Here is a 13,408-nt window from a genome sequence, read left to right on the forward strand (position 1 = left end):
GAGCGGGGCAGGTGACGCGGCTCAGGAGAAGTCGAGGCCCAGCAGGGCGTTCTCGACGACCTCGGGCAGGGCCGGGTGGATCCAGTACTGGTGTTCGGCCATCTCATCGGCCGGCAGCCCGAAGGCCATCGCCTGGATGAGCGGCTGGATGATCATCGACGCCTCGGCGCCGAGGATGTGCGCACCGAGGATCTGGCGGGTTTCGCGATCGGCGATGACCTTGCAGAAGCCGGTCGTGTCCTCCATTGCCCAGCCGTAGGCCACATCGGCGTACTCCTGCACCTTGACGGTGTAGTCGATGCCGGCCTCGCGGACCTCCGCCTCGGTCATGCCGACGGCTGCCGACTGCGGATAGGAGAACACTGCGGCCGGGACCGCGAAGTGATTGGCGACCGTGAGGTCAGCCGGCTGCGCGCCGCCGAGCTCACCGGAGGCGATGTCGGCGAGCAGGTTCGCTTTGACGACGCGCGCCTCGTGGTTGGCGACGTGCTTGAGTTCGAAATCGGAGCACACATCGCCGAGGGCGAACACGCCCGGCAGCGGCTGGCCGCCGGCGTAGACCCGCTGGTACTCGTCGACCGTGATCGACCCGTCGACGACGTCGATGCCGGTGTGCTCCAGGCCGAGCCGCTCCGTTGAGGGAGCACGGCCGGTGGCCATGAGCACGAGATCGGTGTCGATGACGTTGCCGGCATCGGTCGTGACCTGGACGGCGCGGCTGTCCGCCTGGTCCTGGTCGGCGGCAGCGTCCTCGCGGACCTGGATCTGGGTGAGCACGGTGTTCGTGCGCAGATCGATGTCGGGCTGTGCGCTGAAGGCTTCGGTGAAGCGTGCGGAGACATCCTCATCGGCGCTGCTGAGCATCTCCTCGCGGCGGATGACGACCGTGACCACGACTCCGAGAGCGGAGAAGATGCCGGCGAACTCGGCTGCGATGACGCCGCCGCCGACGATGACCATCGTTTCCGGCAGCGCGTCGATGCGCATGATCGTGTCCGAGGTGTGCACCGGATAGCCGGGGGTGTCGACGCGGGCCGCATCGAGGCCGTCGATGTCTGGGATGACCGGATGGCTGCCGGTGGCGATGACGATCCTGTCGGCGGTGAACTCCTCGCCTGAGGCGCTGCGGAAGGAATGCGGGCCGGTGAAGGCGACGTGCTCGGGGTAGACGGTGACGTTGTCGAGCTGATGGGTGCGGTAGTCGCGGCCGCCTGCTTCGATGGCGTCGATGCGGGCGAAGATCCGGTCGCGGACGGCCGGCCAGTCGGCGCGATGGTAGTCGGTTTCGATGCCGTAGGCGGTGCTGTCGGCAGCGCTGCGGGCGCGGTCGGCGGTGTAGACGAACATCTTGGTCGGGATGCACCCGACGTTCAGGCAGGTGCCGCCGAACCGATTGGACTCAGCGATGGCGACCGTCAGGTCGTCGAAGCGGTGGTTGATGATCGAGTTACCAGATCCGGTGCCGATGACGAGGATGTCGTAGTGAGTCATAGCCCCATCCTACGAGGTGGGGGAGGCGGTGAGCGCCGCGTCGCTCACATGGGACGCACCACACGCCGCAGGCGGTCTCCCGAAGGGGAGACCGCCTGCAGTGCGTGGGCCAGAGCGCTGAGCTCCGGCGCAGATGCGTTCAGCTCAGACGGAGAAGTAGAGCTCGAACTCGGTGGGAGTCGGGCGCAGACGAGCGACGTCGAGCTCGTTCTCGCGCTTGTAGGCGATCCACGTCTCGATGAGGTCTTCGGTGAAGACATCGCCTTCGGTGAGGAAGTCGTGGTCCCCCTCGAGCGCAGCCAGGGACTCTTCGAGCGTGCCGGGCACGAGCTTGATGTCCTCCAGCTCCTCCGGCGGCAGCTCGTAGAGATCCTTGTCGATGGGCTCCGGCGGCTCGATGCGGTTGCGGATGCCGTCGAGGCCGGCCATGAGCTGGGCGGAGAACGCCAGGTAGGGGTTGGCCGACGGGTCCGGGACGCGGAACTCCAGCCGCTTGGCCTTCGGCGAGGTGCCGGTGACCGGGATGCGGATGGCCGCCGAGCGGTTGCCGGAGGAGTACACGAGGTTGACCGGTGCCTCGTAGCCTTTGACGAGCCGACGGTAGGAGTTGATCGTCGGGTTCGTGAACGCCAGCACCGCGCCGGCGTGCTCGATGAGCCCGCCGATGTACCAGCGCGCCAGATCGGACAGTCCCGCATAGCCGTTCTCGTCGTAGAACAGCGGCTCGCCGTCTTTCCACAGCGACTGGTGGCAGTGCATGCCCGAGCCGTTGTCGTCGAACAGCGGCTTGGGCATGAAGGTCACCGACTTGTCGAAGTCCCAGGCGACGTTCTTGACGACGTACTTGAAGTCCAGCAGCTGGTCGCCGGCCTTCTTCAGCGAGTCGAACTTGTAGTTGATCTCCTGCTGACCGGCGGTGCCGACCTCGTGGTGGGCGCGCTCGACATCGAAGCCGATCTCCGCCAGCGTCAGCGAGATCTCGTCACGGATGTCGGCGAAGTGATCCTGCGGGGAGACCGGGAAGTACCCGCCCTTGAACGGGGTCTTGTAGCCGAGGTTGCCGCCGGGCTCGTCTGCGCCGGTGCGCCACGCGGCCTCCTCCGAGTCGATCTTGTAGAAGCTGTGGCCGGGCTGGTTCTGGTACTGGATCGAGTCGAAGAGGAAGAACTCCGCTTCAGCGCCGAAGAACACCGTGTCGGCGATGCCGGTCGACTTGAGGTACGCCTCGGCCTTGGCTGCGACCTGACGCGGGTCGCGGGAGAAGGGCTCATCGGTGAACGGGTCGACGATCGAATGGGTGATGACCATCGTCTTCGCGATCCGGAACGGATCGATGTAGGCGCTGGTGACATCGGCGATGAGCTTCATATCCGATTCGTGGACCGACTTGAATCCGCGGATCGACGAACCGTCGAACAGCAGGCCTTCTTCGATCTCCTCTTCGCCATAGGCAGAAGCCGGGAGATTGAAGTGCTGCACCACACCCGGAAGGTCACAGAAGCGGATGTCGACGAAGTCGACTTCGTTGTCCTTCAGATAGGCGACTAGCTCGGCCGGGGTATTGAACAAGATCACTCCTGGAAGTCGCGGGCCACGCATGGGCGAAGCCCTGTGGTGTAGGTCTATTCTAGTTCACCGCGCACACTCGCCTGCGCAGGACCAGGCCGTTTCTCACGGCATCTCAACGGCATCACCAGCGCCTCTGCCTCGGGTTTCACCGAGTAGGGGCGCACGCTGTCCGGCCGCACCTGCACACGCGGTCAGCAGGGGCGGGCGCTACACTTGACTGCGTGATTTCGCGTGATGACTTCGGGTCCTGGCTCGACGGCCCCTCGGCTGCCAGCACCGGAAACGACTATCCCGGCAGCCGCCTCGGCCTGCCTGAGACCGGACCGGGGTCGATCGCCCCGATGTGGCGCCGGCTGCTGGCCCTGTGGCTCGACTACCTCATGTGTCTGGGCATCGCGTACTGGCTGTTCAACGGCAGCACCCTTGCGATCCTCGGGATCTTCTTCATCGAATACGTCGTGCTCGACTCCCTCCTGGGCACCACCGTCGGCCAGCGCCTCTTCGGCATCCGCGTCATCCGCCTTGACGGCGCCCGGCCGGGCTTCGCCTCCGGTTTCATCCGCTCGCTGCTGCTGATGTTCGTCATCCCCGCGATCATCTTCGATGCTGATCGCCGCGGCTTCCACGACATCCCCGCCCGCACTGCGGTCGTCCGCGGCTGAAGCCAGTAACTGCGAAAGCGGCAAGCCAGCAGCTGCGAAAGCGGCGGGCCAGCACAGCCGAAAGCGGCAGGGAGTGCATTCCTGCACAGCCCTGCCGCCTTGCGTCAGTGTGTGGGTCTCAGCGCCCTCAGAGCGCGGATCTCAGCGTCCGCGCATCGCCCGGTGATCCGGACGGGCCTTCATCGGGTCGACGCCCTTGGGGATCGGCGGGTTCTTCGTCACCGAGCCGAGCGCGGTGAGACGGTTGCGCACGGCGAGGACCTCAGCCTTGTTCAGCTTGCGCGGCAGCCTGTGGACGGTGCGCACGATCTTGTTCATCGGGATCTGGCCGTCCTGGTCGCCGCCCTGCAGGGTGTAGACCGGAACATTGGGCAGCACCCGCTCGTGGCGCTTCTTCTGCTTCGCCAGCAGCTTGTCGACCCGGCCCTTCGGGCCCTCACTCATGAGCACAACGCCGCCTTTGCCGGTCGTGCGGAAGACGATGTCACGGGTGCGCGGGTTGACGTCGACGGGCTGCTCATCCATGAGCCAGCCGCGGCGGCAGGTGTTGAGCACAGCGCCGATCGCACCGGGCTGGCCCTCCATTTCCTTGAACGCGGCGGTCTCAGCGAAGCGGCCGAGCATGAAGAGCGCTAGGAAGATGCCGAGCAGCAGACCGAGGATCGCCCACAGCCAGATCGCCTTGAGGAGGAAGCCGACGCCCACGCCGACGGCGGTGAGGCCGACGATCGCGGCGAGCATGAGCCAGACAGTGGCCGGGTTGTGCTTCTTCGACAGCTGCACAACCTGGCGCATCTGCTTGATGCGGTCCGGCTTGCTCGGATCCTTCGGCTTGCGCTTGAAAAAGCGGCGCGGCTTCTCTTCTGACATTCCTGTGCTCAATCAGCTTTCATGAGTGTTTCGGGCGATATCCCAGCGGTGCTGGGCGAACAACCTAGAATTGTACCTCTTCACCCGGTGCGAAGGCATTCACCACTGCCTGCGCCTCCTGCTTGGCCGGCATCTCCTTGTCCAGATGCACGAGGTGTGCCGGGATCTCCTGCCCGCGGCGGCGCATGGCCTGTGCCCACAGGCGCCCGGCCCGGTAGGAGGAGCGCACGAGCGGTCCGCTCATGACACCTGCGAAGCCGATCTCCTCACCGGCATCGCGCAGCTCGACGAAGTCCTGCGGCTTGACCCAGCGCTCGATCGGATGATGTCGCGGAGAGGGGCGCAGGTACTGGGTGATCGTCAGCAGGTCGGTGCCGGCATCGTAGAGGTCCTGCATTGCCTCGATGACCTCGTCATTGGTCTCGCCCATGCCGAGGATGAGGTTCGACTTCGTCACGAGGTCGGCCTCGCGGGCCTTCGTGATGACCGACAGGGAACGCTCATAGCGGAAGCCGGGCCGGATCCGCTTGAAGATCCGCGGGACGGTCTCAACATTGTGGGCCAGCACCTCGGGACGGGAGGAGAACACCTCGGCGAGCTGATCATCATTCGAGTCGAAGTCGGGGATGAGCAGCTCGACGCCGGTCTGGTGGCCGCCCTCGTGCTCGATCGCGTGGATGAGCCGGACGGTTTCGGCGTACAGCCACGCACCGCCGTCGTCGAGGTCGTCGCGGGCGACACCGGTGACCGTCGAGTAGCGCAGACCCATGGTCTTGACCGATTCGGCGACCCGGCGCGGCTCATCGGCGTCGAACTCGGCCGGCTTGCCGGTGTCGATCTGGCAGAAGTCGCAGCGGCGGGTGCACTGCTCGCCGCCGATGAGGAAGGTCGCCTCGCGGTCCTCCCAGCACTCGAAGATGTTCGGGCAGCCGGCCTCTTCGCACACGGTGTTGAGCTTCGAGGAGCGCACCAGGGACTTCAATTCGGTGAACTCCGGGCCGATATGGGCTTTGGCCTTGATCCAGGCCGGCTTCTTCTCGATCGGCGTCTGCGCGTTGCGTGCCTCGACACGCAGCATCTTGCGTCCTTCAGGAGCAATCGTCACGGTGGGTCCTTCTCATCGGTAGTCGGGACGTCGGGCAGGTCGAGCGCCGGAGGGCGCGGGACGTTCAGGGGGCCGGAGGCCCTATGCGGTGATATGCCGCATGAGCGCCGCCTCGACTGCGGGTGCGACATCGGCAGGGATGATGGTGCGGCCGGCTTCGGCGCTCAGCGTGGTGACACCGGCGTCGGCGATGCCGCAGGGCACGATGCCGTCGAATCCGGCGCTGTCATTGGAGCAGTTGAGGGCCAGCCCGTGCATCGTCACGCCTTCATGGATGCGGATGCCGATCGCGCCGATCTTGCGTTCGGGCTGGGTGTCGGTGGCGGCCAGCCACACACCGGAGCGGCCCTCGACCTTCATCGTCTCGATGCCCAGCGAAGCGCACACCTCGATGAGGGCGTCTTCGATCTGATCGACGAAGAGCCGGACCTCTTTGGGGTCGTTGAGACGGTAGATGAGGTAGACGACGAGCTGGCCGGGTCCGTGCCAGGTGATCTTGCCGCCGCGGTCGACGTCGATGACCTCAGTGCCGTCGACGGGACGCTCATGGTCTTCCGTGCGCTTGCCGGCGGTGTAGACGGGGGAGTGCTCCAGGAACAGGAGGGTGGACTCGCGTGTCCCAGCGATCACATCGGCGTGATAGCGCTGCTGCAGGTCCCAGGTGCTGTGATAGTCGACGTAGTCGGGTGCATATCCGAGAGACTCTACGGTGAATGACATGCATTCACCCTATGCTGGCCTCTGCCGCCGGGCAAAGCGGCGCAGCCCGGGCGGCGGCCGTTGTCCACAGATCCTGCGAACCCGTTGAATCGGCCGTGTCCTCAGCCGTAGCGTGGCCGCACGGCCGATGGGAAGCAGGGAGCTGAGGGAACATGGCGGAGCAGCACTGGCAGACGGTTGCGGAGGTCGCGCCCGGGATCCGGCGCATCAGCGCTGGGGAGGACACTGCGTGGTTCCTTCCCAACGGCGATATGGCGGATCTCACACACCGGTGGCCTGGAACGAGCACCCAGCAGCGCCGCCTCACAGCCGATGAGGCGGATGTCGCCGTCGTCGATGGGCGACCGGCGCATGTGCTCGGCCGGCCACGGCAGGAGGATGCAGCCGGCATGGTGGTGCCGCGGTTCCACGGCGGGATGCTCGCCGATGCGCTGCGCAGCTATGCCGGGCTGAGCCTGGGCCAGACGCTCGCAGTGCTGGGCGCGTGCCTGGAGGCGCTGCTGGCCGCACCAGCGCCGAGCCCCGGGCGCCTGCGCTGTCACCGCGGGGCCTTCGCCGTCGATGAGACCGGGGCGATCCATCTTATCCCCGGCCACACGGTGCCTGCCGACACCATCATCTCGGAGGCCTGCGAGCTCGGGCAGCTGACCTATCTGGCTCTCACCGGACTGACGTGGGAAGAGCACGGTGTGCCGGTGCGCGACCTCGTGCCGCGCGTGCCGGAGCCCTTGGCCGGGATCCTCATCGAGCTCCTCGAAGCCGAGGCGGGCGCCGGCCCGGCCCTCGACCACCGGCTGCTCGCCCAGGTGGCTGCGAGCGGTGAGCCTGAGCAGATCCCCTTCGTTCCCGTCGAAGCCGAGGTGTCCGTCTCCGAGGCGGTGACCGCGCAGCTGCGCGTCGACGCCACAGTCGCCGCCGGCCTCGCCCGCCGCTCGGCTGAGAAGACGAAGAGCAGCAGTAGACGCGGAGCAGACACGCCCGCCCGCAGCACAGGAGCGAAGCGGCTGCGCCGCAGCCGCGCACAGCAGAGGGACGCCGCCGCGGACCGCGCTGCGCAGGGCGCTGCCGTCACCGGTGAGCAGGAGCGCTCGGGCATCGGTCGGCTGCGTGCCGCAGCCGGTGTGGGACGTCGTGAGCGCACCCGGGCCCGGTCGAAGCCGCAGTCTGCTGCGCAGAAGCGGGTGAGCGGGACCGCTCTCATCGGCGGAGCGGTCGCTGTGCTGCTGGCACTGGCCGGGGTCGCAACCCTCACCGGGCTCATCGATGTCGGCAGTCCCGGCAGCACGGGCGGGCGGACAGCCGTTGCCGAGCAGCAGCCTGCCGAACCCGCGGCGACCGAGGATGCCAGCCGCGCCGCGCATGGTGAGGAGGGACCCACCTCGGCGGCGGATCCTGCCGAGGCCTTCGCCGCACTCACCCGGCAGCGCGAGGACGCCTACAGTGCCGGAGACGCAGCGGCACTGGCGGAGCTCACGGTGCCGGGCTCGCCGGCAGCGGCCGCCGATGAGGACGCCGATGTCAGCCGGTTCAGCGGACACACGATCAGCATTGCGATCGAATCGGCAGTGATCGCCGCGCATGACGGCGACCGTGCAGAACTCGATGTCACAACCCATACCCGCACGACGAGCCCGGACGGCGAATCCCACGACTACGGGGCTGTGTCGATGCGCATCGAACTGCGCTGGGAGGCCGACGGCTGGCGGGTCTACGACGCCGTCGACAGCTGAGAGACGCACTGCGGGTGGGATGCTCTGAGCATCCCACCCGCAGTGGTCGGTGTGCCGGTGACTCAGCGGGGCCTGCGCCGGCGCTGAGTCACAGAATCACAGGTCGAGATCGGCGACGAAGTTCGCGTCCTCAAGGCGTGCCTTGATGGTCTGCAGGAAGCGTCCTGCATCCGCGCCGTCGACGAGCTCATGGTTGTAGGTCAGCGGCAGGTAGACCATGTCGCGGATCGCGATGGCCTCGCCACCGTCAGCGGTCTTGACGACCACCGGCCGGCGGGTGATGACACCGGTGCCCAGAATGCCCATCTGCGGGGTATTCAGGATCGGGGTGTCGAACAGCGCGCCGACGCTGCCGATGTTCGTGACCGTGAAGGTGCCGCCGGAGAGCTCATCCGGTCCGATGTTGGACGTGCGGGTGCGCTCAGCGACATCATCGATGGCCTTCGCCAGACCTGCGATCGAGAGCTCACCGGCGTTCTTGACGACCGGTACGAGGAGGCCGCGTTCGGTGTCGACGGCGACGGCCAGGTTCTCGTGGTCGAAGTAGGTGATCTCCTTGGCTTCGACATCGTAGGAGGCGTTGACCTTCGGGTGCACCTGGAGCGCTTCGACAATGGCCTTGGCGAAGAACGGCAGGTAGGTCAGCTTGACGCCGTGGGTCTGCTGGAACTGGTCCTTGTAGGCCTTGCGCAGCTGGCTGACGCGGGTCATGTCGACTTCGATGGTCTGAGTCAGCTGTGCGGAGTTCTGCAGCGAATCGCGCATCCGGGTGGCGATCGTCTGGCGGATCCGGGAGGCCTTCTGCGTCGTACCGCGCAGCTTCTTGACCTCTTCGGGGATCTCCACGACGAACGGCTCGCGAGCATCGGTGACAGCCGGCACAGCGGCAGGAGCTGCCGGAGCAGCAGCCGGCTGTGCGCTGCCGGCGTTCTCTGCAGCCGAGAGCACATCCTGCTTGCGGATCCGTCCGCCCACACCGGTGCCGGTGACCTGCGAGAGATCCACGCCCTTGTTCTTGGCCAGGCGGCGCACCAGCGGGGTGACGTAGGCCGAACCGTGGGCGACAGTCGAGGAGATCGACGGCTGCGCCTCGCTGCTGGCGGCCTGCTCAGCGGCTGCCCGCTGTGCGTCGCGCGCGGCGTCGTCGTCCTGGCTGGTCGAGCCGGACTCGGCCTGCGGCTTGGCGTCTGCAGGCTCAGCGTCCTTCTCCTCGGTCTCGGCCTCGCCGGCGTCAGCGGCATCCGATTCCTCGGCGGCCTCGGCCTCAGCGGCTGTGTCGTCCGCGGCGGATTCCTCGGGCTCCTCGGCAGCCTCGTCCTCAGCCGGTGCGGAGTCAGCAACATCGTCAGCGTCGTCAGCAGCCGGCTCGCCGGTGCCGACGAGTGCGACGACATCGCCGACCTCGACCTCATCGTCCTCATCTGCGAGCAGCTTCTGGACGATGCCGGCGACCGGGGACGGCACCTCGGTGTCGACCTTGTCGGTCGAGACCTCGAGCAGCGGCTCGTCGACGTCGACCTCTTCGCCGACTTCCTTCAGCCAGCGGGTGATGGTGCCCTCGGCGACGGACTCGCCGAGCGCAGGCATCTTGACCTCAGTGGTCTCGCCGTCTCCGCCGGAGGACTTCGCCGGCTTCGGCTCAGCGTCCGCAGCCTCGTCTGCCGACTCCTCAGCCTCATCGGCTGCCTCGTCCTCAGCGGGCGCGTCAGCCGACTCGTCGCTGTCCTGGGCTTCGGCCTCATCGGCAGCGTCTGCGTCGTCGGTACCAGCATCATCGGAGTCGTCGGAGGCGTCGCCGCTTCCATCGCCGATGATCGCAAGGTCGCCGCCGACCTCGACCTCATCGTCCTCGTCAGCAAGGATCTTCTCCAGCGTGCCGGCATACGGGCTCGGGATCTCGGTGTCGACCTTGTCCGTCGAGACCTCGAGCAAGGGCTCGTCGACCTCGACGGAGTCTCCGACTTCCTTCAGCCAACGGGTGACTGTGCCCTCGGTGACCGATTCACCGAGAGCCGGCATCTGCACTTTGTTGGACATATCGTTTCGTCTCCCTCGCTCTTAGCTGTGGAAATGAAGGGGCTTGCCGGACAGAGCCAGGGCGGCCTCGCCGATCGCCTCGTTCTGCGTCGGATGGGCGTGGATGAGTTCGGCGACCTCTTCGGGGAAGGCCTCCCAGTTGACGATGAGCTGCGCTTCGCCGGCCTGCTCGCTCAGGCGCGCGCCGATGCCGTGCACACCGAGGACCGGTCCGTCTTCAAGGCTGACGAGCTTGACCAGACCGGTGGTCTTGAGGATCGTCGACTTGCCGTTGCCGGCGAGGTTGTATTCGATCGTCTTGATCTTGTCCTCGCCGTGCTTCTCCTCAGCCTGCTTCTGGGTCAGGCCCACGGAGAAGATCTCCGGCTCGCAGTAGGTGACGCGCGGGATGCCCGATTCGACGATCGGAGCCGGGTCGAGTCCTGCGATCTCCTCGGCGACGAAGATGCCCTGGGCGAAGGAGCGGTGGGCCAGCTGCAGGCCGGGGACGATGTCGCCGACGGCGTAGATCGAACCGACGCCGGTGTGCTGGCGCTCGTCGGTGATGACGAAGCCGCGGTCCATCTCAATGCCCTGGTCTTCGAACCCGAAGCCCTCGGTGACCGGTCCGCGGCCGACGGCCACGAGGAGGACCGAGGCGTTGAGGACGGTGCCGTCCTCAAGGGTCACGTGCACGCCGTTGTCGTCCTGCTCGACGCTCTTGAACATCGTGCCGACGGTGAACTTGATCTTGCGCTTCTTGAAGGCGCGCTCGAGGTTCTTCGAGATCGTCGCGTCCTCATTGGCCACGAGGTTCGGCAGACCCTCGACGATGTGAACCTTCGAGCCCATCGAAGCCCACACGCTGGCGAACTCGACGCCGATGACGCCGCCGCCGAGCACGATCGCAGACTCCGGCACCTCGTCGTACTGCAGTGCCTGCTCGGAGGTCATGACGCGCCCGCCGATCTCGATGCCGATCGTCTTCGACGTCGAACCGGTGGCGAGGATGATGTTCTTGCCGGTCACGGTCATCGATCCGTCAGCCGTGGAGACCTCGACGGTGTCCTTGCCGGTCAGCTTGCCCTCACCGGCGATGTAGTCGATGCCGCGCGCCTTGACGAGTCCCTGCAGACCCTTGTAGTTGCGGTCGATGATGCCGTCCTTGAACTCCAGCACCTTGGCCATGTCGACGCCCTGGAGGTCGACGTTGATGCCGAAGGAAGCCGCCTCGCGGGCGGAATCCGCCACCTCGGCGGCGTGCAGCAGAGCCTTGGTCGGGATGCATCCGCGGTGCAGGCAGGTGCCGCCCACCTTGTCGCGTTCGACGAGCGCGACGCGCATATCGAGCTGGGAAGCGCGCAGCGCGGCAGCGTAGCCGCCCGTGCCACCACCCAGAATGACGAGGTCGTAGGTGTTGTTCGATTCGCTCACAGATTGCTCCTCGTTGAATGGATGAACTGCCGGGTCACGGCCTTTGCTTCCATCTTTCCACTAATTGCGGCAAATGTCGTACTTTCCGCCGCGGCTTCCTCGTAACTCTGCTCACGTCAGACCGTGTGTCCGTGAGAGCGTCACACTGCGGGGCGCAGCCACCGGTTCTGGCGGCTGCGCCCCGGAGCACCGCAGCAGGTGCTGTGTGCGCTGTGCTGATCAGCTGCGGTCGAGCTGTGCGGCGACCTCCACGAGGGTGCGGACCGGAACGCCGGTGCCACCCTTGGCGGTGTAGCCCCACGCTCCTTCGCCGTTGAAGGCCGGTCCGGCGATGTCGATATGGGCCCACTGCTGGTCCTCATCGACGAACTCGTTGAGGAACACGCCGGCAGCGAGCATGCCGCCCTCGCGCTTGCCGGTGTTCTTCAGGTCGGCGACCGTCGAATCGAAGTGCGAGCGGATCTCCTCCGGGAACGGCATCGGCCACATCTGCTCACCGGTGACCTCGGAGGCGAGGACGACGCGGTTGCGGGCGCCGTTGGTGCCCATCACACCGGAGACCCGGTTGCCGAGCGCGATGACCTGCGCGCCGGTGAGGGTGGCGATGTCGATGAGCAGATCCGGCTTCTCCTCCTGTGCGGCGACGAGCGCATCGGCGAGTACGAGGCGGCCCTCGGCATCCGTGTTGAGGACCTCGACGGTCTTGCCGCCGTAGATGCGGATGACATCGGAGGGACGCTGCGCATTGCCGCCGGGCATGTTCTCCGCCAGCGCCAGCCATGCGGTGACCCGCACCGGCAGCTTGAGATCAGCGGCAGCGAACACGGCCTGCGCGGCAGCGGCCGCACCGCCCATATCGCACTTCATGTCCTCCATCGCAGCGGCCGGCTTGAGCGACAGGCCGCCGGAATCGAAGGTGATGCCCTTGCCGACGAGTGCGAGATGCTTTGCGGCCTTGCGCGGCTTGTACTCCAGCTTCACCAGGCGCGGCCCGCGGCTGGAGCCCTTGCCCACGCCGATGAGGCCGCCGTAGCCGCCGGACTCCAGCGCCGCCTCGTCGAGGACGGTGACCTTGACCTTGCGGGACTTCGCCTGCTCGGTGACGGTCTGGGCGAAGGTCTCCGGGTAGAGGTCGAGCGGCGGCTGGTTGACGAGGTCGCGGCTGCGGTTGGTGGCGGCAGCGAGGATCTCGCCGCGGGCGACGCCGGCCTTCGAACCGGACGGGGTGAACACGGTCACGGAGCCGCAGCCGCCGACTTCCTCGGCGTTCGAACGGTAGGCGGTGTAGCGGTAGGCGCCGAGCACGGCACCGGTGGCCGTTGCCTCGGCTGCGGCCTCGGTCTGGGCGGGGAAGGCGATGGCGACGGTCTCGCCCTTCGTCAGCGACCGCACGGCGACGGCGGCGGCGCGGCGCAGCGCCTCATGCGCATCATCGGCGGCCAGCTCGCTCTCCAGGTCGAGTTCATCGAAATCGCCGAGGCCGGTCAGCAGCACCGAGCCGGCAGCGACGCCCTTGGGAGACGGGATCCGCGCCAGCGAACCGGCCTTGCCGGTGAAGCCGACAGCGGCGGCAGCGGCGACGAGCTCCTTGCTGAGCTTGGCTGCCAGCGACGCACCGGAGGGGATGGACACGGTGTCGCCGTCAGCGGCCGCACCGATGACCAGGACGTCGGCCTTGCTGCGGGTCGGATCCGATGTCGCAGCCTCGATCGTCAGTTCTGCAGTGGTCATTCTGTTCCTTTCCATAGACACAGATCACAGCAGGTTAGCCCTGCTCCGCCTCCTACCGTAGTCAATGCCGCGGCCGCCTG

At 66.9% G+C, this 13,408-nt stretch carries 10 protein-coding genes; 2 read left to right on the forward strand and 8 right to left on the reverse strand.

Translation table 11 applies throughout. From position 1 onward, the window contains the following. Window positions 1–21: 21 nt before the first annotated feature. Window positions 22–1,491 (reverse strand): mycothione reductase, encoded by a 1,470-nt coding sequence (locus ACFFN1_RS01630; RefSeq protein WP_376837970.1) that lies wholly within the window; start codon window positions 1,489–1,491, stop codon window positions 22–24. A gap of 144 nt (window positions 1,492–1,635) precedes the next feature. After that, window positions 1,636–3,060: a type I glutamate--ammonia ligase gene (gene glnA / locus ACFFN1_RS01635; RefSeq protein ID WP_376837972.1), complete on the reverse strand. Its 1,425-nt coding sequence runs from the start codon at window positions 3,058–3,060 to the stop codon at window positions 1,636–1,638. A gap of 221 nt (window positions 3,061–3,281) precedes the next feature. Between glnA and ACFFN1_RS01640 the strand changes: the two genes are divergently transcribed. Beyond that, complete coding sequence (locus ACFFN1_RS01640) at window positions 3,282–3,722, forward strand: RDD family protein (RefSeq protein WP_376837973.1); 441 nt, start codon at window positions 3,282–3,284, stop codon at window positions 3,720–3,722. Between the two features lie 141 nt (window positions 3,723–3,863). On the opposite strand, the gene ACFFN1_RS01645 is transcribed toward ACFFN1_RS01640, so the two are convergent. The 3 genes from ACFFN1_RS01645 to lipB form a co-directional block, all read right to left on the reverse strand. Continuing rightward, window positions 3,864–4,592, reverse strand: a complete 729-nt coding sequence (locus ACFFN1_RS01645; protein WP_376837975.1) for a DUF4191 domain-containing protein — start codon at window positions 4,590–4,592, stop codon at window positions 3,864–3,866. Window positions 4,593–4,656: 64 nt separating this feature from the next. Further along, window positions 4,657–5,697 (reverse strand): lipoyl synthase, encoded by a 1,041-nt coding sequence (gene lipA, locus ACFFN1_RS01650; protein WP_376837977.1) that lies wholly within the window; start codon window positions 5,695–5,697, stop codon window positions 4,657–4,659. Between the two features lie 81 nt (window positions 5,698–5,778). Next, entirely contained in the window at window positions 5,779–6,417 is a 639-nt protein-coding gene (gene lipB / locus ACFFN1_RS01655) for a lipoyl(octanoyl) transferase LipB (protein WP_376837979.1), read from the reverse strand. A gap of 152 nt (window positions 6,418–6,569) precedes the next feature. Here lipB and ACFFN1_RS01660 point away from each other — a divergent pair, with 152 nt between their 5' ends. Then, window positions 6,570–8,147, forward strand: a complete 1,578-nt coding sequence (locus ACFFN1_RS01660) for a serine/threonine-protein kinase (protein ID WP_376837981.1) — start codon at window positions 6,570–6,572, stop codon at window positions 8,145–8,147. Between the two features lie 96 nt (window positions 8,148–8,243). On the opposite strand, the gene sucB is transcribed toward ACFFN1_RS01660, so the two are convergent. The 3 genes from sucB to ACFFN1_RS01675 form a co-directional block, all read right to left on the reverse strand. Beyond that, the gene (gene sucB / locus ACFFN1_RS01665) at window positions 8,244–10,184 is read right to left on the reverse strand and encodes a 2-oxoglutarate dehydrogenase, E2 component, dihydrolipoamide succinyltransferase (RefSeq protein WP_376837983.1); all 1,941 of its coding nucleotides are present in this window, start codon (window positions 10,182–10,184) and stop codon (window positions 8,244–8,246) included. 21 nt (window positions 10,185–10,205) lie between these two features. After that, on the reverse strand, window positions 10,206–11,597 hold the full coding sequence (gene lpdA, locus ACFFN1_RS01670; RefSeq protein ID WP_376837985.1) for a dihydrolipoyl dehydrogenase: 1,392 nt from the start codon (window positions 11,595–11,597) through the stop codon (window positions 10,206–10,208). A gap of 219 nt (window positions 11,598–11,816) precedes the next feature. Further along, the gene (locus ACFFN1_RS01675; RefSeq protein WP_376837987.1) at window positions 11,817–13,328 is read right to left on the reverse strand and encodes a leucyl aminopeptidase; all 1,512 of its coding nucleotides are present in this window, start codon (window positions 13,326–13,328) and stop codon (window positions 11,817–11,819) included. Window positions 13,329–13,408: the final 80 nt, after the last annotated feature.

Source organism: Brevibacterium otitidis (genome assembly GCF_042429315.1).
GTDB lineage: Bacteria > Actinomycetota > Actinomycetes > Actinomycetales > Brevibacteriaceae > Brevibacterium > Brevibacterium otitidis.

What these genes read in the sequence shown, in the direction of transcription:
- ACFFN1_RS01645 (WP_376837975.1), bottom strand. Translation starts at nt 4,592, where the DNA reads ATGTCAGAAGAGAAGCCGCGCCGCTTTTTCAAGCGCAAGCCGAAGGAT.
- sucB (WP_376837983.1), bottom strand. Translation starts at nt 10,184, where the DNA reads ATGTCCAACAAAGTGCAGATGCCGGCTCTCGGTGAATCGGTCACCGAG.
- ACFFN1_RS01660 (WP_376837981.1), top strand. Translation starts at nt 6,570, where the DNA reads ATGGCGGAGCAGCACTGGCAGACGGTTGCGGAGGTCGCGCCCGGGATC.
- lipB (WP_376837979.1), bottom strand. Translation starts at nt 6,417, where the DNA reads ATGTCATTCACCGTAGAGTCTCTCGGATATGCACCCGACTACGTCGAC.
- ACFFN1_RS01675 (WP_376837987.1), bottom strand. Translation starts at nt 13,328, where the DNA reads ATGACCACTGCAGAACTGACGATCGAGGCTGCGACATCGGATCCGACC.
- ACFFN1_RS01630 (WP_376837970.1), bottom strand. Translation starts at nt 1,491, where the DNA reads ATGACTCACTACGACATCCTCGTCATCGGCACCGGATCTGGTAACTCG.